The following is a 21,593-nucleotide window of genomic DNA, read 5'->3' as shown; positions in this document are numbered from 1 at the left end:
GCACTCCAGAATTGACGAAAACAACGCAGCTGAGAAAAATCTTGCCGCTCGCCGGGCAATTTGAAACAGGCAGGCCCGGCGAAAGCAGACCCCTGACCCGAGGGTCAGAGGTTGAACGGGGGGTACTTTACCGGAGAATCGAGGATTACGCGGTTTCTACCGTCGGAAAACTCTTCACCAGATCATCAAGTTGCTTGAGCTGGGCCAGGAAAGGCTCCAGTTTGTCCAGGCGCAGGGCGCATGGACCGTCACACTTGGCGTTGTCCGGATCCGGATGCGCCTCGAGGAACAGGCCGGCCAGGCCCTGGCTCAGGCCCGCCTTGGCCAGGTCGGTGACCTGGGCGCGGCGACCACCGGCGGAATCGGCGCGACCACCCGGCATCTGCAGGGCGTGGGTGACGTCGAAGAACACCGGGTACTCGAACTGCTTCATGATGCCGAAGCCGAGCATGTCCACCACCAGGTTGTTGTAACCGAAGCTCGAACCACGCTCGCAAAGGATCAACTGATCGTTACCGGCCTCTTCGCACTTGGTCAGGATGTGTTTCATTTCCTGGGGTGCGAGGAACTGCGCCTTCTTGATGTTGATCACCGCGCCGGTCTTGGCCATGGCCACCACCAGGTCGGTCTGGCGCGAGAGGAAGGCCGGCAACTGGATGATGTCGCAGACCTTGGCCACCGCGGCAGCCTGCTCGGGCTCGTGCACGTCGGTGATGACCGGCACGTTGAAGGTCTTCTTGATCTCTTCGAAGATCTTCATCCCCTCTTCCAGGCCGGGGCCACGGTAGGAGTTGATTGACGAACGGTTGGCCTTGTCGAAGCTGGCCTTGAACACGTAAGGGATACCGAGTTTCTCGGTAACCCGCACGTACTCTTCACAGACCTTCATTGCCAGGTCACGGGATTCCAGCACGTTCATGCCGCCGAACAGGACGAACGGCTTGTCGTTGGCGATCTCGATGTTACCGACGCGAATGATCTTCTGGGTCATGGATCAGGCCTTGTTCTTTTGAGCCAGTGCCGCCTTGACGAAGCCGCTGAACAGCGGATGGCCGTCACGCGGGGTCGAGGTGAACTCTGGGTGGAACTGGCAAGCGACGAACCATGGATGATCCTGGGACTCGACCACTTCGACCAGCGCGCCGTCACCGGAACGACCGGAGACTTTCAGGCCGGCTTCGACCAGTTGCGGCAGCAGGTTGTTGTTCACTTCGTAGCGATGACGATGACGCTCGACGATCACGTCCTTGGCGTAGCAATCGTGGACCTTGGAGCCGCTTGCCAGCTGGCATTCCTGGGCGCCCAGACGCATGGTGCCGCCCAGGTCCGAGGCTTCGGTACGGGTTTCGACTGCGCCAGTGGCATCTTCCCACTCGGTGATCAGGCCGACCACCGGGTGACCGCTGTTGCGATCGAACTCGGTGGAGTTGGCGTCTTTCCAGCCCATGACGTTACGGGCGAATTCGATGACCGCCACCTGCATGCCCAGGCAGATACCCAGGTACGGGACCTTGTTCTCGCGGGCGTACTGCACGGCAGTGATCTTGCCTTCGACGCCACGCAGGCCGAAACCGCCTGGAACCAGGATGGCATCGGCGCCTTCGAGCAGGCTGGTGCCCTGGTTCTCGATGTCTTCGGAGTCGATGTAGCGCAGGTTGACCTTGGTGCGGTTCTGGATGCCGGCATGGCTCATCGCTTCGATCAGCGACTTGTAGGCGTCCAGCAGCTCCATGTACTTGCCGACCATGGCGATGGTGACTTCGTGCTCGGGGTTGAGCTTGGCGTCGACGACCTTTTCCCACTCGGACAGGTCGGCACCGTTGCACTGCAGGCCGAAACGCTCGACGACGAAGTCATCCAGGCCCTGGGCGTGCAGTACGGCCGGGATCTTGTAGATGGTGTCGACGTCTTCCAGGGAGATCACCGCACGCTCTTCGACGTTGGTGAACAGGGCGATCTTGCGGCGCGAGGAGACATCCACCGGATGGTCGGAGCGGCAGATCAGCACGTCTGGCTGCAGGCCGATGGAGCGCAGCTCCTTGACCGAGTGCTGGGTCGGCTTGGTCTTGGTCTCGCCAGCGGTGGCGATGTACGGAACCAGGGTCAGGTGCATCAGCATGGCGCGCTTGGAGCCCACTTCAACGCGCAACTGACGGATAGCCTCGAGGAACGGTTGCGACTCGATGTCACCCACGGTACCGCCGATTTCCACCAGGGCCACGTCGGCATCGCCGGCACCCTTGATGATGCGGCGCTTGATCTCGTCGGTGATGTGCGGAATGACCTGGATGGTCGCGCCCAGGTAATCACCACGGCGCTCCTTGCGCAGCACGTGCTCGTAGATACGGCCGGTGGTGAAGTTGTTGTTCTGGGTCATGGTCGTGCGGATGAACCGCTCGTAGTGGCCCAGGTCCAGGTCGGTCTCGGCGCCGTCGTGGGTGACGAACACTTCACCGTGCTGGAACGGGCTCATGGTGCCCGGGTCGACGTTGATGTACGGGTCCAGCTTGAGCATGGTGACCTTGAGCCCCCGCGCCTCCAGGATGGCCGCCAATGAAGCCGAGGCAATGCCTTTCCCCAATGAAGAAACAACACCGCCCGTGACGAATATGTAGCGCGTCATGAAAAACCCTAGAAGTCTGCGTTAAAGCGGTCAGTGCCGCCGGGGAAAGCGAAGGAAGGCCGAAGCCCCCGATCACCTGCGTCAATCACAGTGCATCTTAAAAAACTGCCGCGTCTGGTCACACCGGGGGTTGGATACCCGGTAAGGAGCTCGCTAAACATTTTTAGAATCGCCCAGCAAAAAACTGCTTGGTAATCGGCAACTGCTGTGATTTCGGGGAAGCCACAGAAGCTGTATCAAGAAGGGAGCGTAGTCTACCCGAATGTGCCTTTCATCTCAAACCTTGCTCGCTCGTCGGCGCATGCCAATGCAATTGCCAGTCACCCTGGCTCAATCCCGGCAGGTTGGCGACCGCCAGCAATTGCGCGCCGCGATACAGCAATGGCAGGCGTGAGCGGACGAATGACGGTAGCTGCGACTCGTTGAGCAGACGCTTCAGATCGCGTTGGCCGCGGCCAGCGATTGCCAGGGTTTCGCCGCCCTGGCGATAGGCAATGTGCAAGGGGCCCTGCGGCAACGTGCCGCTGAGGCTGACGCTGCCGTTGTGGCTCAAGGTCAGCGCTTTGTGCGGGTCAGCCCAGGCCTGGCGGCCACCTGCAGGGGTCAGCCAGTCAGCGGCCAGCCACCAGATACGGCCAGCGGCGCGATGCAATTCGCCGTCGGTCAGCTGCCACAGCGGCCGTCCGTCGGATGCAGCATCGCGCATTGCCTCCCAGCCGGCCCAGTGGCGGCTGTCGGGCAGGCGAGTGCGCGGTGCAAGCCAGTATTGCAGGGCATTGCGCTGACGGGCTGGGGATAGCTGGCGCAGCACCTCGAGGTCGAGCGAGGCCAGGCCAAGCCAGGAAAACGCTGCCGGGGTCGCGGCCCGGGCCAGGTCTTCCAGGGCCAGCTCATCGAGCAGGCCCTGGGCTTCGCTCAGGTGCTCGGCACTGCGTGCCAGGTTCTGCGCGGCCTGCGGCCAGCGCTGCAACAATCCGGGGAAAACCTGATGGCGCAGGTAGTTGCGGGAAAACCGCGTATCGATGTTGGACGGGTCGTCGATCCAGCTCAACTGCCGAGCCTGGGCGTACACCTGCAGGTCATCGCGCGAAACACCCAGCAACGGCCGCACCAATATGCCCTGCCCTAGCGGCCGCTGCCCGGGCATGGCGCTCAGGCCGCGCAGGCCGGCGCCGCGTAACAGGCGAAACAGCAGGGTTTCGGCCTGGTCTTCGCGGTGCTGGCCAGTCAAGAGGATTTCGCCGGGGCGCAAGGCTTCGGCGAATGCGGCATAACGCGCGTCACGGGCGCCCTGCTCAATGCTGGCGCCGGGGGCGACCTTGACCCGGATGATCTGCAGTTCGACACCCAGGGTGTCGCACAGGCGCTGGCAGTGGTCCGGCCAGGCGTCAGCCGCAGCCTGCAGGCCGTGGTGGATGTGAATCGCGCGGATGGGCGGTATTGGCTGCTGGCGGGACAGGCTTGCCAGCAGGTGCAGGAGGACGCTGGAGTCCAGGCCGCCGGAGAGGGCGATGCACCAGGAGGGGGCGGTGAGCCAGGGGGACAGCCTTGAGTAGAGATCGAGCATCGGGTAGACCTCTTTTACGAGTGCTGCGCACTCGTTCGCTGGCAAGGCCAGCTCCCACAGGTCAGGCAGTGAATCCAATTCCTGTGGGAGCCGGCGTTGCCGGCGATGAACCTCAAATCAGAGCCCGTAGCTCATCAGACGGTCATAGCGGCGCTTGAGCAGCGCATCGTTGTCGAACTTCTTGAGCATGTCCAGTTGCTCGATCAGCTCGCCGCGAACGGTGGCGGACATTTTCGCCGGATCACGGTGCGCGCCGCCCAGGGGCTCGGCGATGACCTTGTCGACGATGCCCAGGCCTTTCAGGCGCTCGGCGGTGATGCCCATGGCTTCGGCTGCATCCGAGGCCTTTTCGGCAGTCTTCCACAGGATCGAGGCGCAACCTTCCGGCGAGATGACCGAGTAAGTCGAGTACTGCAGCATGTTCAGCTGGTCGCAGACACCGATGGCCAGCGCACCGCCGGAACCACCTTCACCGATTACGGTGGCGATGATCGGGGTTTTCAGGCGGGCCATGACCCGCAGGTTCCAGGCAATGGCTTCGCTCTGGTTGCGCTCTTCGGCATCGATGCCAGGGTAGGCGCCCGGGGTGTCGATGAAGGTCAGGATCGGCATCTTGAAACGCTCGGCCATTTCCATCAGGCGGCAGGCCTTGCGGTAGCCTTCAGGGCGCGGCATGCCGAAGTTGCGGCGCACCTTCTCGCGTACTTCGCGGCCTTTCTGGTGGCCGATGACCATCACCGGCTTATCGTCCAGGCGGGCGATACCGCCGACAATCGCGGCGTCGTCGGAGAAGTGACGGTCACCGTGCAGCTCGTCGAACTCGGTGAAGATGTGTTCGATGTAGTCCAGGGTGTACGGACGACGCGGGTGACGGGCCAGGCGGGCGATCTGCCAGCTGGTCAGGTTGCCGAAAATGCTTTCGGTCAGGGTGCTGCTCTTGTCTTGCAGACGGGCGATCTCATCGCCGATGTTCAGCGAGTTGTCATTGCCAACCAGGCGCAGCTCTTCGATCTTGGCTTGCAGGTCAGCAATCGGCTGTTCGAAATCCAGGAAATTCGGGTTCATAGGCATCCGTCTTGGGTCTACGGCCAGGCGGCCGGCCGGTTGATCCGTTTGGCGCCCTACCTTAAGGGATCAGGCGCATTCAGGTCGAGATTAAAAATTCATCGATATTGCAAAAAGACGTTCTCACGTCCGAACTGGTCACGCAGGGCCTGAATCAGGCCATCGGCCGGGTCGATACGCCAGCTTTCACCGAACTGCAGCATGGCCTTGGCATCGCTGCCGGTGTACTCCATGGTGATCGGGCAGGCGCCGCGGTGACGCTTGAACAGCTCGCCCAGCCAGTTCAGCCGGTCGCCCTTGAGGGCGTCGGTGTGCACCTTCAGACGCAGGCTTTCGGCCAGATTGGTGCGGGCATCTTCCATGCTCATCACGCGCTTGACCCGCAGGCGCAGGCCACCGGAGAAGTCATCGTTGCTGACCTCGCCTTCCACCACCACCATAGCATCGGTCTGCAACAGCGCCTGGGCAGCCATGAAGGCGTCGGCAAACAGCGACGCTTCGATGCGCCCTGAGCGGTCATCCAGGGTGACAAAGCCCATCTTGTCGCCCTTCTTGTTCTTCATCACGCGCAGGGCAATGATCATCCCGGCGACGGTCTGGGTATCGCGCGCAGGCTTGAGGTCAATGATGCGCTGGCGGGCAAAGCGGCGGATCTCGCCTTCGTACTCGTCGATCGGGTGGCCGGTGAGGTACAGGCCCAGGGTGTCTTTTTCACCGCGCAGGCGCTCCTTGAGGGTCAGCTCGCGGGCTTTGCGGTGGTTGGCATAAACGTCGGCATCTTCTTCGACAAACAACCCGCCGAACAGGTCGGCGTGGCCACTGTCGGCGGTACGCGCTGTCTGCTCGGCTGCCTTGATCGCCTCTTCCATCGCCGCCAGCAACACGGCACGGTTGCGGTCGATGTTGGCCTGGTAGGCCTTGAGCTCGTCATGGAAGTACGGGCCCAGACGGTCCAGCGCGCCGCTGCGGATCAAGGCATCGAGGGTGCGCTTGTTGATGCGCTTGAGGTCGACCCGCTCGCAGAAGTCGAACAGGTCCTTGAACGGACCGCTGGCACGGGCTTCGACGATAGCCTCGACCGGCCCCTCGCCCACGCCCTTGATCGCGCCCAGGCCGTAGACGATGCGGCCATCGTCGTTGACCGTGAACTTGAAGTCGGAGGTGTTCACGTCCGGCGCATCAAGGCGCAGCTTCATGCTGCGCACTTCCTCGATCAAGGTCACGACCTTGTCGGTGTTGTGCATATCCGCCGACAGCACCGCAGCCATGAACGGTGCCGGGTAGTGGGTCTTGAGCCAGGCAGTCTGGTACGAGACCAGGCCGTAGGCGGCGGAGTGGGATTTGTTGAAGCCGTAGCCGGCGAACTTCTCTACCAGGTCGAAGATGTTACCGGCAAGGTCCGGATCAATGTTGTTGCTGGCGCAACCTTCAATGAAACCGCCACGTTGCTTGGCCATTTCCTCGGGCTTTTTCTTACCCATGGCCCGGCGCAGCATGTCCGCACCACCGAGGGTGTAGCCGGCCATGACCTGGGCGATCTGCATCACCTGTTCCTGGTACAGGATGATGCCGTAGGTGGGTGCCAGAACGGGCTTGAGGCCTTCGTACTGATAATCGGAGTGCGGGTAGGCAAGTTCCGCGCGACCGTGCTTGCGGTTGATGAAGTCGTCAACCATGCCCGATTGCAACGGGCCGGGACGAAACAGCGCCACCAGTGCGATGAGGTCTTCCAGGCAGTCGGGCTTGAGCTTCTTGATCAGCTCCTTCATGCCCCGCGATTCAAGCTGGAACACCGCCGTGGTTTCGGCCTTTTGCAGCAGGTCGTAGGTCTTCTTGTCATCCAGCGGGATGAAATCGATGTTCAGGTCATCCAGGCCTTTCTTGGCCTGTTCGCGGTTGATGGTTTCCATCGCCCACTTGATGATGGTCAGGGTACGCAGGCCGAGGAAGTCGAACTTCACCAGGCCCGCGGCTTCGACGTCATCCTTGTCGAACTGGGTGACCAGGCCGCCGCCCTCTTCATCACAGGCAATCGGCGAGAAGTCGGTGAGTTTGGTTGGCGCGATAACCACGCCACCGGCGTGTTTACCGGTACCCCGGCAGACGCCCTCGAGCTTGAGGGCCATGTCCCAGATTTCCTTGGCGTCTTCGTCGCTCTTGAGGAAATCGCGCAGGATCTCTTCCTGCTCGTAGGCTTTTTCCAGGGTCATGCCGACTTCGAAGGGGATCATCTTCGACAGGCGGTCAGCCAGGCCGTAGGACTTGCCCTGGACCCGCGCCACGTCGCGCACCACCGCCTTGGCGGCCATGGTGCCGAAGGTGATGATCTGGCTCACGGCGTTGCGCCCGTAGGCGTCGGCCACGTACTCGATTACCCGGTCGCGGCCATCCATGCAGAAGTCGACGTCGAAGTCGGGCATCGATACCCGTTCCGGGTTGAGGAAACGTTCGAACAGCAGGTCATAGGCCAGCGGGTCGAGGTCGGTAATCTTCAGTACGTAGGCGACCAGCGAGCCGGCACCCGAACCCCGGCCCGGGCCAACCGGCACGCCGTTGTTCTTGGCCCACTTGATGAAGTCCATAACGATAAGGAAGTAACCGGGGAAGCCCATCTGGATGATGATATCCAGCTCGAACTTCAGCCGGTCGAGATAGACCTGGCGCTTCTCTTCGTAATTTGGCGTGGTCTCTTTCGGCCACAGCACCGCCAGGCGCTCTTCCAGGCCCTCGTGGGAAACATGACGCAGGTAGTCATCGATGCCCATACCGTTGGGCGTCGGAAAGTCCGGCAGGAAGTGCTTGCCCAACTGCACCTGGATGTTGCAGCGCTTGGCGATCTCGACAGTGTTGGCGATCGCTTCGGGCAGGTCGCTGAACAGCTCGGCCATTTCTTCCGGGCTTTTCAGGTACTGCTGGTCACTGTAATTGCGCGAACGACGCGGGTCGTCCAGGGCCCGGCCTTCACCGATGCACACGCGGGTTTCGTGGGCGTCGTAGTCGGACTGCTTGATAAAGCGCACATCGTTGGTGGCTACCAGCGGCGCATCGAGCTTGTCGGCCAGGGCCACGGCGGCGTGCAGGTATTCTTCGTCACCGGCGCGGTTGGTGCGCTGAACTTCGACATAGAAGCGGTCCGGGAACATCTGCATCCAGTCGCGCAGCAAGGCTTCGGCTTCATCCGGGTTGCCATTGAGCAACGCCATGCCGATATCGCCCTCTTTGGCCGCGGACAGCGCAATAACGCCCTCGCTGGCTTCGGCGATCCACTGGCGCTCGATGATCACCAGGCCATTGCGCTGGCCATCGACCCAGCCACGGGAAATCAACTCGGTGAGGTTGCGGTAGCCCTTGGCGTCCATGGCCAACAGGCAGATGCGCGACAACGGCGCATCCGGGTCGCTGTTGGCCAGCCACAGGTCAGCACCGCAGATCGGCTTGATGCCGGCGCCCATGGCGTTCTTGTAGAACTTGACCAGCGAGCACATGTTGCTCTGGTCGGTAACCGCGACCGCCGGCATGTTCATCGCCGCCAATGCCTTGGCCAGCGGCTTGATCCGCACCAGGCCATCGACCAGCGAGTATTCGGTGTGCAGGCGAAGATGAACGAAAGAAGCCGACATGATGATCCTATAGCAGCACAAAACAACAAGGCCCGGATTGTACCGGGCCTTGATCAAAACAACAGCCAGTGCGGGGCGATCCTGATTACTGACCCCGCCGCGCCTGGTCAGACCTCGGCAAACCCGCCGTTAATGGTGTCGCGGGCTTCGAAGGCGGCGCGTACCGGTGCGAACGAGCGCCGGTGAATCGGCGTCGGCCCCAGGCGCGCCAGGGCTTCGAGGTGCACCGGGGTCGGGTAGCCCTTGTGCCCGCCAATGCCGTAGCCGGGGTAAATCAGCTCAAATGCTGCCATCTCACGGTCGCGGGTGACCTTGGCCAGGATCGACGCAGCGGCAATCGCCGGCACCTGGCTATCGCCCTTGACCACCGGCGCCGCCGGCACCGACAGCTGCGGGCAGCGGTTACCGTCGATCAGCGCCAGTTTCGGCGTGACGCTCAGGCCTTCGACCGCACGCTGCATGGCCAGCATGGTGGCGTGGAGGATGTTGAGCTGGTCGATTTCCTCGACCTCGGCGCGGGCGATGCAGAAACTCAGGGCTTTTTCACATATTTCGTCAAAAAGCTTTTCACGCTTGGCTTCGGTGAGCTTCTTCGAATCGTTGAGCCCCAGAATCGGCCGCTGCGGGTCGAGAATCACCGCCGCCGTCACCACCGCGCCGCACAGCGGGCCACGGCCCACTTCGTCGACACCGGCGACCAGGTCCTCGACCAGGTTGAAGTCCAATCCCATTTGCATCTATCGGTTTTCCAGCAGGGCCAGCACCGCGTCAGCTGCCTGGTTCGAGGCATCGCGGCGCAAGGTACGGTGAATCTGGTCAAAGCCTTCGGTCTGCTGCACACCGCCATGCACCAGTGGTGCCAGGGTCTGGGCCAGGGCTTCAGCAGTGGCGGCTTCCTGCAGCAACTCGGGCACCAGCATGCGCTGGGCCAGCAGGTTGGGCAGGGACACATACGGGCTTTTTACCAGGCGTTTCAAAATCCAGTAGGTCAGCGGCGCCAAACGGTAAGCCACCACCATCGGCCGCTTGAACAGCAGCGCTTCCAGGGTGGCAGTGCCGGAGGCGATCAGCACCGCGTCGCAGGCGGCCAGGGCCTGGTGCGAGCGACCGTCGAGCAGGGTCACCGGCAGGTCGCGGCCCTGGAGCATCTGTTCAAGCTGGGCACGGCGCTCGGCATTGGCACACGGGGAAATAAAACGCACCCCCGGCACCAACTCGCGCAGACGCTGGGCGGTATCAAGAAACAGCGCCCCCAGGCGCCCTACTTCACCGCCACGGCTGCCGGGCATCAGGGCGACCAGCGGCCCGTCGGCCAGGCCCAGCTGTTCACGGGCAGCAGCACGGTCAGCGTCGAGCGGAATACTGTCGGCCAGCGGGTGACCGACAAAACGTACCGGCACGCCCTTCTCTTCATAGAACTTGGCTTCGAACGGAAACAGCGTGAGCATCAAGTCGCAACCTTCGCGAATCTTCAGCACGCGCTTCTGCCGCCAGGCCCAGACCGACGGGCTGACGTAATGCACGGTCTTGATCCCGGCCTTACGCAGGTTCAGTTCGATATTGAGGGTAAAATCCGGGGCGTCGATACCGATGAACACGTCCGGGCGCTCGGCGATCAGGGTCTGGATCAGCTCCTTGCGGCGCTTGAGCAGCTCGCGCAGGCGCCCTAGCACCTCGACCAGGCCCATCACTGCCAGGCGTTCCATGGGGAAGTATGAGGTCAGGCCTTCAGCCTGCATCAACGGCCCACCCACGCCAATGAAACGTACCTGCGGATGGTGCGCCTTGAGTGCACGCATCAACCCGGCGCCGAGAATATCGCCGCTGGCCTCACCTGCCACCAGCGCTACACAAAGCTCGGCCATGTCAGCGGGTGATGCCGCGGGTGGAGTTCTGGATCGACTTGAGGAACACGTCGACTTCAGGGAACTGGGTAGCCGGCTCGGCCAGCTCGGCAATCGCCTGCTCGACGGTCAGGCCCTGGCGGTAGACCACCTTGTAGGCACGGCGCAGGGCGTGAATGGCGTCTTCGCTGAACCCGCGACGGCGCATGCCCTCGAAGTTCATGCTGCGCGCTTCGGCCGGGTTGCCGAACACCGTGACGTAGGCCGGAACATCCTTGCCGATCGCCGTACCCATGCCGGAAAAGCTGTGGGCACCGATGTGGCAGAACTGATGGACCAGGGTGAACCCGGAAAGGATCGCCCAGTCGTCGACGTGCACATGGCCCGCCAGCGCGGTGTTGTTGACCAGGATGCAATGGTTGCCGATGACGCTGTCGTGACCGATGTGGGCATAGGCCATGATCAGGTTGTGATCACCCAGGGTGGTTTCCGAGCGGTCCTGCACGGTGCCACGGTGGATGGTCACGCCTTCGCGGATCACATTGTGATCACCGATCACCAGACGCGTGGCTTCACCCTTGTACTTGAGGTCAGGGGTGTCTTCGCCTACCGAGGAAAACTGGTAGATGCGGTTGTGCCGACCGATGCGGGTCGGCCCTTTGAGAATCACGTGCGGACCGATCACGGTCCCCTCGCCGATCTCGACCCCGGCACCGATGATCGACCAAGGGCCTACCTCGACGCCGTCGGCGAGCTTCGCCGATGGATCGATGATCGCCCGAGGGTCAATCAAACTCATAGTTTGCGTTCCGCGCAGATGATCTCGGCCGAGCATACCGGCTTGCCGTCGACCGACGCCTGGCATTCGAACTTCCAGATCTGGCGCTTGCAGCTGATGAACTTGGCTTCGAGGATCAGTTGGTCACCCGGCAGCACTGGCTGGCGGAAACGCAGCTTGTCGGACCCGACGAAGTAGTACAGGGTACCGTCCGCAGGTTTGACGTCGAGCATCTTGAAGCCGAGGATACCGGCCGCCTGGGCCATGGCCTCGATGATCAGCACGCCCGGCATGATCGGATGCGCGGGGAAGTGACCATTGAAGAAAGGCTCGTTGATGCTGACATTCTTGTAGGCACGAATGCGCTGGGCCTCGACGTCCAGTTCCACCACCCGGTCCACCAGCAGGAACGGGTAACGGTGAGGCAGGTATTCGCGAATCTCGTTGATGTCCATCATTTCGGGGGGAAGCCTGTAGTAAAGATAGGGAGCGCCGGTTTTCACACGGCGCTCCTTTAGCAAATCAAAGAGTCAGTCTAGGGCTGTTCACTCTTGATCAGGAAATGGTATCAGCCTTCTGATGAAGCTTTATCGCCAGAGGTCACGGCGGCGAGACGCTTTTCCAGTTGTTGAAGGCGTTTTGACATCTCGTCCAGCTGGCGAATTCGGGCGGCGCTCTTGCGCCACTCTGCCAGCGGCTGCATCGCCGTACCGGAAGAATAGGCGCCTGGCTCGGTAATCGAGCGCGTCACCATGGTCATCCCGGATACGAAAACGTTGTCGCAGACATCGATGTGGCCAACCATGCCGACACCGCCGGCAATGGTGCAATGCTTGCCGATCTTGGTGCTGCCGGAAATCCCGACACACGCCGCCATCGCCGTATGATCGCCGATCTGCACGTTATGGGCGATCTGGATCTGGTTGTCGAGCTTGACCCCGTCACCGATACGGGTGTCAGCCAGGGCGCCGCGGTCGACCGCGGTGTTGACGCCGATCTCGACATCGTCACCGATGCTCACGCCACCGATCTGGGCGATCTTCTGCCACACGCCTTTTTCGTTGGCAAAGCCGAAGCCTTCGCCACCGATCACTGCGCCCGACTGAATGACCACACGCTTGCCGATACGCACGTCGTGGTACAGGGTCACCCGCGCAGCCAGCCATCCACCTTCACCGATCACGCAGCGCGCGCCGATGAAGCACTGGGCACCGATGGTCACACCCGGGCCGATCTGAGCACCGCTCTCGATCACCGCGCAGGCACCGACGCTGGCGCTGGCATCGACCTGGGCATCGGCGGCAACCACGGCGCTGGGATGAATTCCCGCTACAGCCCTGGGCTTTGGATCGAACAGGTGGGAGATGCGCGCGTAGGCGAGGTACGGGTCGGGAACGATCAGGGCGTTGCCGGCAAAGCCTTCGGCGTCGGCCGGCTTGAGCAGGATCGCCGCCGCATGGGTTTCACCCAGGTACTTGCGGTACTGTGGGTTGGCGAGGAAGCTCAACTGCCCCGGCCCAGCTTCCTGAAGGGTTGCCAGGCCGGTGATTTCCAGCTCCTCGGGGCCACTCAGGGTGGCTCCGAGGAACTCGGCCAGCTGACCGAGTTTCATGGTCACGGTCATGATCAACGGGACTGGTTCATGCGCTCGATGACCTGGCGGGTGATGTCGTACTGAGGTTTGACATCAATCACCGCGCCACGCTCGAGAACCAGGTCGAAACCGCCTTTCTTGATCACTTCTTCAACCGCGCCATCCAGCTTGGGCTTCAGTTGCTTGAGCATTTCGCGGTCGGCCACGGCCTTGGACTCGTTCAGTTCCTTGGACTGGAACTGGAAGTCACGGGCTTTTTGCTTGTATTCAAGCTCCAGGCGCTCGCGCTCAGGCTGGGCCATCTTGTCGCCACCGGCACGGATGCGGTCGGCAATGCCCTTGGCGCTGCTTTCCAGGTTTTTCAGCTTGGTCAGCTGCGGGCCGAACTTCTTCTCGGCATCGACCGCGTACTTCTTCGCCGCGTCCGATTCGAGCAGGGCCATCTGATAGTTCAGCACGGCAACTTTCATTTCGGCGAAAGCCGGGGTTGCGATCAGGGTCGCAGCCAGTACTGCCAGTTGAGTCAACTTACGCACGATGCACTCCTACAGAATCCGTTGTCGTTAGCAAGGGGCAGACCTTAGAAGGTCTGGCCCAGAGAGAATTGGAACACCTGGGTATCGGCTTCGTCCGGCTTCTTCACCGGCATTGCCAGGCTGAAGCTCAACGGACCGAGCGCGGTAATCCAGGTCACGCCCAGGCCGACGGAGCTGGCCAGGCCCGACAGGCCGACCTTCTCGCAGTCCGGCTTGGAACCGCAGTTGGTGTCGAAAACGTTACCCACATCCCAGAAGACCGAGGTGCGCAGCGAGCGTTGGTCCTTGACGAACGGCAGCGGGAACAGCAGCTCTACACCACCCTGAACGAGAACGTTACCACCAAATGGCAGCGGGTCCTGATCCGGGTCGGCAATAGTGCCCTGGTTACCGGTGACATCCGCACCACGGCTCGGGGTACTGCGCGGACCGAGACTGCTGTCCTTGAAGCCACGTACCGAGTTGAAACCACCGGCATAGTAGTTCTCGTAGAACGGCAGGCCGGAAGTGCCGCCGAAACCGTCACCATAGCCCAGCTCGGTGTGCAGGCGCAGGGTGTAATCATTGTTGATTGGCTTGAACAGCTGGCCACGGTAATCCAGTTTGAAGAACGACAGGTCGCTACCCGGGGTGGTCGCTTCCAACACCAGGCTTTGCGAGTGGCCGCGGGTGGCCAGTACGCCCTTGTTCAGGGTCGACTCGGACCAGCCGGCCGAGGCCTTAAAGTTCAGGTACTTGTCACCTTCTTCGTTAACGAACTTGAAGATCTCGTCAACGGTGTACTTACCGGTCTTGATCTCGTCCTGCTGTACGGTCAGGCCGAAGGTCAGGCGCGAGGTTTCGCTGATCGGGTAGCCAACGCTGACACCGGCACCCAGGCTGTCGACCGCATAGCTGGCCACGTCGACGTCGAGGTCATCGTAGTCGGTGGTGCGATAGAAGGCGTTGTAACCCAGGCTGACGCCGTCGGCAGTCCAGTAGGGGTCGACGTAGCCGAAGTTGTAGCGGCTCTGGTATTCACTGCGGGTCAGGCCCAGGGAAACCTTGTTACCGGTACCGAGGAAGTTGTTCTGGCTGATCGAACCACCGAGGATCAAACCTGCGCTCTGGGCGAAACCGACGCTGGCGGTGATCGAACCGGAGGCTTGCTCTTCTACGCTGTAGTTGACGTCGACCTGGTCGTCGGTGCCGGGAACGGCCGGGGTCTCGACGTTGACTTCCTTGAAGAAGCCCAGGCGCTCCAGACGGGTCTTGGACTGGTCGATCAGGTAGGTCGAAGCCCAGCCACCTTCCATCTGGCGCATTTCACGGCGCAGCACTTCGTCTTCGGACTTGGTGTTACCACGGAAGTTGATGCGGTTGACGTAGGCACGCTTGCCCGGGTCGACAACGAACATGATATCGACGGTGTGGTCTTCGTCGTTCGGCTGTGGCACGCCGTTGACGTTGGCGAAGGTATAGCCTTCGTTACCCAGGCGACGGGTGATCAGCTCGGAAGTAGTGGTCATTACCTTGCGCGAGAATACCTGGCCAGGCTGTACCAGCAGCAGCGACTTGATCTGGTCTTCAGGCACCTTGAGGTCACCGGAGAGCTTCACGTCACGAACGGTGTACTTCTCGCCTTCGTTGACGTTGACGGTGATGTAGACGTGCTTCTTGTCAGGGGTGATCGACACCTGGGTAGAAGCGATGTCCATGTTGATGTAGCCGCGGTCCAGGTAGTAGGAACGCAGACGCTCCAGGTCACCGGAGAGTTTTTCGCGGGCGTACTTGTCATCGTTCTTGAAGAACGACAGCCAGTTGGTGGTCTTGAGTTCGAACAGGCCGATCAGGTCTTCATCGGCGAAGACGGTGTTGCCGACCACGTTGATGTGCTGGATGGCAGCAACGGTACCTTCGTTGATCTTGATCTTCAGGCCCACGCGGTTGCGCGGCTGCGGCAACACCTCGGTGTCGACCTCGGCCGAGTAGCGGCCCTGGGCAACGTACTGGCGTTGCAGCTCGTTGCGCACGCCTTCGAGGGTGGCACGCTGGAAGATCTCGCCTTCGGACAGACCGGACTGCTTCAGACCCTTCATCAGGTCTTCGGTGCTGATCGCCTTGTTACCTTCGATCTCGATGCTCGACACCGAAGGACGCTCGACCACGGTAATGATCAGGACGTTACCGTCCCGGCTCAGTTGGATGTCCTGGAAGAAACCGGTCTTGAACAGGGACCGGGTGGATTCCACCAGGCGCCGGTCATCGGCCTGATCACCGACGTTCAATGGCAAGGCACCAAAAACACTGCCCGCGGAAACCCGCTGCAGACCATTGACACGAATATCGGAGATGGTGAAGGACTCGGCGTGAACTTCAGCGATCATCAGTACGGCGAGAACCGCAGTTAGCAGCAGACGTTTCATGAAGTCCTTTCTTATTCCAACTGGCAATAAACGACCCGCCGCGGGACGCGGCAGGTTCGCAATTGAGCGAAGCTTTACAGTCGACCCAAATCGTTGATCAGGGCAAGCAACATCACCCCGACTACCAAACTGATACCGATCTGGATCCCCCAACCTTGCACCCGATCCGAAAGCGGACGACCACGCGCCCACTCGATCAGGTAGAACAGCAAATGCCCCCCATCCAGTACAGGAATGGGCAGCAAATTAAGAACCCCCAGGCTAATGCTCAGGTAGGCGAGGAAATTCAGGAAATCTCCAACGCCGGACTGGGCCGAAGCGCCCGCCACTTTAGCAATGGTTATCGGTCCGCTCAAGTTTTTTACCGAGAGCTCGCCGAACAGCATTTTCTTCAGCGATTCGAGGGTCAGCACGCTCATGTTCCAGGTGCGTGAAAGCCCCTCCCCCACAGCCTCGAGCGGCCCATAGCTGACCTCGCGAAGCATGGCATCCGGCCACTTCACCGCCTTGACCCCGGCCCCCAGATAACCCGTGGCCGATTGGCCTTCGCCACGGCTGGCCAGGGTTACTGGCAGCTCCAGCGGCGCGCCGTCACGCTCGATACGCAGGACAATCCTGCTGCCGGCGCGGCCGCGTACGGTATCAACCACTTGCTGCCAGTCATTCAGTGCCTGGCCGTCCAGGGCCAGCAGACGGTCGCCGGTTTTCAGCCCGGCGGCCTGCGCCGGCCCCTTGGGGTCCAGCTCAGCCAGCACCGGCGGCAAGGCCGGGCGCCACAGGCGCAGGCCCAGGGAGCGGATCGGGTCAGGCTCGTCGGCCCCCTTGAGCCAGTTGTTCAGGGTCAGCACGTGGGGGCTGTCGACGCTCGCGCCCTCTTCCCGCACGTTGATGTGCAACTGACCGCTCTCGCCCAGGCGGCGGATCAGTTGCAGATTGACCGCAGCCCAACCACTGGTCGGCTTGCCATCAATGGAAACAATTTCCTGACCAGCCTTGAGCCCCGCCACTTCGGCAATGCTCCCGGCCTCCACCGCACCAATGACCGGGCGCTCCTGCTGGGTGCCGACCATGGCCAGGATCCAGAAGAAGAAGATCGCCAAAAGAAAGTTGGCCACCGGACCCGCCGCCACAATCGCGATACGCTGGCGCACGGATTTACGATTGAACGATTGCTCGACCTGATCGCGTGGCACCTCGCCTTCGCGCTCGTCGAGCATCTTCACATAGCCGCCCAGCGGAATCGCCGCGACCACGAACTCGGTACCGTGACGGTCATGCCAGCGCAGCAGCGGCATGCCGAAACCGACGGAGAAACGCAAAACCTTGACGCCGCAACGCCGGGCCACCCAGAAGTGTCCGAATTCGTGAAAGGTGACCAGCACACCCAATGCCACCAGGGTGCCGATAATCATGTAGAGCGCACTCATGTCTTTCTCCGAATGACGTTCAGCGGCACCGGGCCTGACGCATTGCTGCGCCAGACCTCAGCGGCCGTGATGAGCCAACCATTGTCCGGCCAGTTGCCGCGCGCGCTGATCGGCGGCAAACACCGCATCGAGCGACTCCACGGCAACCACCGGCTCCTGATCGAGCACTTGTTCGATCATACTCGGGATCTCGGGGAAGCGGATGCGCCGCTGGAGAAATGCCTCCACCGCCACTTCGTTGGCCGCATTGAGCATCGCCGGCGCGCTGTTGCCCGCCTCCGCTGCCTCACGGGCCAGGCGCAGGCACGGAAAACGCTGCTCGTCCGGGGCCTTGAAGTCCAGCCGGGCAACCGCGAACAGGTCCAGTGGCGCCACGCCTGAATCGATACGCTCGGGCCAGGCCAGGGCGTTGGCGATCGGCGTGCGCATGTCCGGGTTGCCCAGTTGGGCCAGCACCGAACCGTCGACATAATCAACCAGCGAGTGGATCACACTTTGCGGGTGCACCACCACCTCGACCTGGCTGGGGCGGGCATCGAACAGCCAGCACGCCTCGATCAGTTCCAGGCCTTTGTTCATCATGCTTGCCGAGTCGACCGAGATCTTGCGCCCCATCGACCAGTTCGGGTGGGCGCAGGCCTGCTCGGGGCTGACATCCATGAGCTCGGCCAACGGGGTTTCGCGAAACGGTCCGCCCGAGGCGGTCAGCAAGATACGACGCACGCCAACCTGGGCCAGGCCGCGGGAATAATCCCCCGGCAGGCATTGGAAGATCGCATTGTGCTCGCTGTCGATCGGCAGCAACACAGCGCCACTGCGTCGCACTGCCTGCATGAACAAGGCGCCGGACATCACCAGCGCTTCCTTGTTGGCCAGCAGCACCTTCTTGCCGGCTTCGACGGCTGCCAGGGTTGGACGCAAGCCGGCAGCACCGACGATCGCGGCCATCACGGCATCGACCTCGGCAGCTGCGGCGACCTGGCACAAGCCCTCTTCACCGACCAGTACTTGGGTAGCCGAACCCGCTGCCGCCAGGCCTTCACGCAGTTGCTGCGCTGCTTCGGCCGACGGCACCACGGCAAACGCCGGGGCATGGCGCACGCACAGGGCCAGCAGCTCTTGCAGGCGCGAGTAGCCGCTCAGGGCAAATACCTGGTAACGATCCGGATGACGGGCAATCACATCAAGGGTGCTAAGACCGATGGAACCGGTCGCACCCAGTACGGTAATACGCTGCACGCCGCTCACATCACGCCCCAATTGGCTGCCCAGAGCAGCACTGCAAATACCGGGATCGCCGCAGTGAGGCTGTCGATACGATCCAGCACGCCGCCGTGACCCGGCAGCAGGTTACTGCTGTCCTTGATCCCCGAGCGGCGCTTGAACATGCTTTCGGTCAGGTCGCCCACCACCGAGACCAGCACCACCACTGCTGCGCCGAACAGGCCCAGGACCAGCTCGCCGGCGCTCCAGTCGCGGTAGATGCCCACTGCCGCGGTAATCACCAGGCTCAGGGCCAGGCCACCATAGACGCCTTCCCAGCTCTTGCCCGGGCTCACCTGCGGGGCCAGCTTGCGCTTGCCAAAAGCACGGCCCGAGAAATACGCACCGATGTCCGCCCCCCAGACCAGCACCATGACCGCCATGATCAGCCAGTTGCCCAGCGGCCATTGTTTGAGCAGTACCAGGCCTTGCCAGGCTGGCAACAGAATCAGCAGGCCGATCAGCAGCCGGCAGGCGGCACTGGCCCATAGCTCGCTGCTGCGCGGGTAGGTGAGTACCAGCCAGGTGGCCAGCGCCCACCACAACACCGACGCACCCAGCACCCAGGGCGCCAGGTCCGGCATCAGGTAGAGCAGCATCAGCAACCCGGCGACCACCGCCGCGTAAGCCACCCGCAGGGCCTGGCCGACCAGGCCGGCCAGACGCGCCCACTCCCAGGCGCCGAGGGTTACCACTACGCCGATGAACAGGGCAAAGTCGCCGCCGTTCAGCAGGAAGAAGCCACACAGGGCGATCGGTAGCAGGATCAGCGCAGTAATGATGCGTTGTTTAAGCATTAAGCACGGGCTCCAGCTTCGACCTGGTCGCTGGTTTTCCCGAAGCGGCGCTGGCGCGAAGCGAAATCGGCCAGCGCAGTGCGCATGGCCTCGTGTTTGAAGTCCGGCCAGAACAGGTCGGAAAAGTACAACTCGGCGTAGGCCAGCTGCCACAGCAGGAAGTTGCTGATGCGGTGCTCGCCACCGGTACGGATGCACAGATCGGGCAGCGGCAGGTCACCTGTGGCCAGGCAAGTCTGCAGCAACTCGGGGGTGATGTCGTCCGGGCGCAGGTGACCGGCCTGGACTTCCCGCGCCAGCCGCTGGGCGGCCTGGGCGATATCCCACTGACCACCGTAGTTGGCGGCGATCTGCAGGATGAAACGATTGGCGCCCGCGGTCAGCGTTTCGGCCTCACGCATGGCAGCCTGCAATTCAGGATGAAAACGCGAACGGTCACCGATGATACGCAGGCTGATGTTGTTGTCGTTGAGACGCTTGGCTTCCCGGCGCAACGCCGAGAAGAACAGCTCCATCAACGCCCCGACCTCTTCGGCCGGGCGCTGCCAGTTTTCACTGGAAAAGGCGAACAGGGTCAGCACCTCGACCTTGGCCTCGGCGCACACCTCGATGACCGCGCGCACCGCATCGACACCGGCCTTGTGCCCGGCAACACCGGGCAACAGGCGCTTCTTCGCCCAGCGATTATTCCCATCCATGATGATCGCGACATGGCGCGGCACCGATGGGGACACACCTTGTTTGGTCTTTTCCATTAAAAAAAGTCCCGACCCTTAAACGGCCATCAGGTCCTTTTCTTTCTCTTCGGTGGCCTTGGTGATCTGGGCCTCGGTATCTTTCGTCAGCTTGTCGATATCAGCGATGGCGCGCCGCTCTTCGTCTTCACTGATTTCCTTGTCCTTGACCAGCTTCTTCAGTTCACCCAGAGCATCGCGGCGAATGTTACGCACAGCAACGCGAGCATCTTCGGCCGCACTGCGCGCCTGCTTGGTGAAGCCCTTGCGGGTTTCTTCAGTCAGGGCTGGCATGCTGATCAGCAGCAACTCACCCAGGTTGGTCGGGTTGAGATTCAAACCGGCGCTCTGGATGGCCTTGTCGACGGCAGCGAGCATGTTGCGTTCGAAAGCCACGACCTGCAGGGTGCGCGAATCTTTCACGGTGACGTTGGCGACGCCGCTGATCGGGGTATCGGTACCGTAGTAAGGCACCATCACACTTGCCAGGATGCTTGGGTGTGCCTTGCCGGTACGAATCTGGCTGAACGCGTAAGTCAGAGACTCCAGGGATTTCTGCATACGCGCTTGAGCGTCTTTCTTGATTTCGTTGATCATTTTTGAACTTCCTCGATCAGAGTTCCTTCAGCGCCGCCATGCACGATGTTCAGCAGGGCGCCGGGCTTGTTCATGTTGAAGACGCGCAGCGGCATCTTGTGGTCGCGGCAAAGGCAGATTGCCGTCAGGTCCATCACGCCCAGCTTGCGATCCAGCACTTCATCGTAGGTCAGATGATCGAACTTCTCGGCATGCGGGTCTTTGAATGGATCTGCAGTGTATACACCATCGACCTTGGTTGCCTTCAATACCACGTCGGCATCGATTTCGATGGCGCGCAGGCAGGCGGCGGAGTCGGTGGTGAAGAACGGGTTGCCGGTACCGGCAGCGAAGATGACCACTTCTTTCGAGTTCAGGTGGCGCATGGCTTTGCGGCGATCATAGTGATCGGTGACGCCTACCATGGAGATGGCCGACATGACGATCGCAGTAATGTTGGCGCGCTCCAGCGCATCGCGCATGGCCAGGCCATTCATTACGGTTGCCAGCATGCCCATGTGGTCGCCGGTGACGCGGTCCATGCCGGCTGCACTGAGCGCCGCGCCACGGAACAGGTTGCCACCACCGATCACCAAACCTACCTGAACACCAATGCCGACCAGTTGGCCGACTTCCAGTGCCATGCGATCCAGGACCTTGGGGTCGATCCCGAACTCTTCCGAGCCCATCAGGGCCTCGCCGCTAAGCTTGAGTAGAATGCGTTTATAGCGAGCTTGATAACCACTGCCCTGCTGAGCCATTGC

The 21,593-nt window shown here is 61.8% G+C and carries 18 protein-coding genes; all 18 read right to left on the bottom strand.

The features are described from left to right. Positions 1 to 145: 145 nt before the first annotated feature. The 18 genes from kdsA to pyrH all read right to left on the bottom strand — a co-directional run bounded on the left by kdsA (position 146) and on the right by pyrH (position 21,590). A complete protein-coding gene (kdsA, locus tag ABIE20_RS08995) occupies positions 146 to 991 on the bottom strand; it encodes a 3-deoxy-8-phosphooctulonate synthase (RefSeq protein ID WP_429504497.1) in 846 nt (281 codons plus the stop codon). 3 nt (positions 992 to 994) lie between these two features. Further along, positions 995 to 2,623 carry a CTP synthase gene (locus tag ABIE20_RS08990; RefSeq protein ID WP_038996727.1) on the bottom strand — a complete coding sequence of 543 codons (1,629 nt, stop codon included), beginning with the start codon at positions 2,621 to 2,623 and terminating at the stop codon, positions 995 to 997. A 271-nt stretch (positions 2,624 to 2,894) separates the two neighbouring features. Then, complete coding sequence (tilS, locus tag ABIE20_RS08985) at positions 2,895 to 4,190, bottom strand: tRNA lysidine(34) synthetase TilS (protein ID WP_429504495.1); 1,296 nt, start codon at positions 4,188 to 4,190, stop codon at positions 2,895 to 2,897. Between the two features lie 117 nt (positions 4,191 to 4,307). After that, complete coding sequence (locus ABIE20_RS08980; RefSeq protein ID WP_045193615.1) at positions 4,308 to 5,255, bottom strand: acetyl-CoA carboxylase carboxyltransferase subunit alpha; 948 nt, start codon at positions 5,253 to 5,255, stop codon at positions 4,308 to 4,310. A gap of 98 nt (positions 5,256 to 5,353) precedes the next feature. Beyond that, a complete protein-coding gene (gene dnaE, locus ABIE20_RS08975) occupies positions 5,354 to 8,875 on the bottom strand; it encodes a DNA polymerase III subunit alpha (protein WP_429504493.1) in 3,522 nt (1,173 codons plus the stop codon). A 107-nt stretch (positions 8,876 to 8,982) separates the two neighbouring features. Further along, positions 8,983 to 9,612 carry a ribonuclease HII gene (rnhB, locus tag ABIE20_RS08970; RefSeq protein ID WP_429504491.1) on the bottom strand — a complete coding sequence of 210 codons (630 nt, stop codon included), beginning with the start codon at positions 9,610 to 9,612 and terminating at the stop codon, positions 8,983 to 8,985. Further along, the gene (gene lpxB, locus ABIE20_RS08965; protein ID WP_429504489.1) at positions 9,613 to 10,740 is read right to left on the bottom strand and encodes a lipid-A-disaccharide synthase; all 1,128 of its coding nucleotides are present in this window, start codon (positions 10,738 to 10,740) and stop codon (positions 9,613 to 9,615) included. A 1-nt stretch (position 10,741) separates the two neighbouring features. Beyond that, the gene (gene lpxA, locus ABIE20_RS08960) at positions 10,742 to 11,518 is read right to left on the bottom strand and encodes an acyl-ACP--UDP-N-acetylglucosamine O-acyltransferase (RefSeq protein WP_045193619.1); all 777 of its coding nucleotides are present in this window, start codon (positions 11,516 to 11,518) and stop codon (positions 10,742 to 10,744) included. Beyond that, a complete protein-coding gene (fabZ, locus tag ABIE20_RS08955; protein ID WP_010224833.1) occupies positions 11,515 to 11,955 on the bottom strand; it encodes a 3-hydroxyacyl-ACP dehydratase FabZ in 441 nt (146 codons plus the stop codon). The genes lpxA and fabZ overlap by 4 nt, the downstream gene beginning before the upstream one ends. A gap of 110 nt (positions 11,956 to 12,065) precedes the next feature. Next, a complete protein-coding gene (gene lpxD, locus ABIE20_RS08950) occupies positions 12,066 to 13,121 on the bottom strand; it encodes a UDP-3-O-(3-hydroxymyristoyl)glucosamine N-acyltransferase (protein ID WP_429504487.1) in 1,056 nt (351 codons plus the stop codon). 2 nt (positions 13,122 to 13,123) lie between these two features. After that, positions 13,124 to 13,627, bottom strand: a complete 504-nt coding sequence (locus tag ABIE20_RS08945; protein WP_038996736.1) for an OmpH family outer membrane protein — start codon at positions 13,625 to 13,627, stop codon at positions 13,124 to 13,126. A gap of 44 nt (positions 13,628 to 13,671) precedes the next feature. Further along, positions 13,672 to 16,032, bottom strand: coding sequence for an outer membrane protein assembly factor BamA (gene bamA / locus ABIE20_RS08940; RefSeq protein ID WP_429504485.1), 2,361 nt, complete (start codon positions 16,030 to 16,032; stop codon positions 13,672 to 13,674). Positions 16,033 to 16,106: 74 nt separating this feature from the next. Continuing rightward, positions 16,107 to 17,459 (bottom strand): RIP metalloprotease RseP, encoded by a 1,353-nt coding sequence (gene rseP / locus ABIE20_RS08935; protein ID WP_429504483.1) that lies wholly within the window; start codon positions 17,457 to 17,459, stop codon positions 16,107 to 16,109. A 57-nt stretch (positions 17,460 to 17,516) separates the two neighbouring features. Beyond that, positions 17,517 to 18,707 (bottom strand): 1-deoxy-D-xylulose-5-phosphate reductoisomerase, encoded by a 1,191-nt coding sequence (gene ispC, locus ABIE20_RS08930; RefSeq protein WP_429504482.1) that lies wholly within the window; start codon positions 18,705 to 18,707, stop codon positions 17,517 to 17,519. Continuing rightward, positions 18,704 to 19,519, bottom strand: coding sequence for a phosphatidate cytidylyltransferase (locus tag ABIE20_RS08925; protein WP_429504480.1), 816 nt, complete (start codon positions 19,517 to 19,519; stop codon positions 18,704 to 18,706). The genes ispC and ABIE20_RS08925 overlap by 4 nt, the downstream gene beginning before the upstream one ends. Further along, a complete protein-coding gene (uppS, locus tag ABIE20_RS08920) occupies positions 19,519 to 20,274 on the bottom strand; it encodes a polyprenyl diphosphate synthase (RefSeq protein ID WP_429504478.1) in 756 nt (251 codons plus the stop codon). Before uppS ends, ABIE20_RS08925 begins: the two co-directional genes overlap by 1 nt. 18 nt (positions 20,275 to 20,292) lie before the next feature. Continuing rightward, positions 20,293 to 20,850, bottom strand: coding sequence for a ribosome recycling factor (gene frr, locus ABIE20_RS08915; RefSeq protein WP_429504476.1), 558 nt, complete (start codon positions 20,848 to 20,850; stop codon positions 20,293 to 20,295). Continuing rightward, positions 20,847 to 21,590 (bottom strand): UMP kinase, encoded by a 744-nt coding sequence (gene pyrH, locus ABIE20_RS08910; RefSeq protein ID WP_010224848.1) that lies wholly within the window; start codon positions 21,588 to 21,590, stop codon positions 20,847 to 20,849. Before pyrH ends, frr begins: the two co-directional genes overlap by 4 nt. Positions 21,591 to 21,593 lie beyond the last annotated feature (3 nt).

The sequence above is a fragment of the Pseudomonas sp. 2835 genome, assembly GCF_050435905.1.
GTDB lineage: Bacteria > Pseudomonadota > Gammaproteobacteria > Pseudomonadales > Pseudomonadaceae > Aquipseudomonas.
Note: the sequence above shows the minus strand (reverse complement) of the source record. Positions and strands in the feature narration are given on the sequence as shown.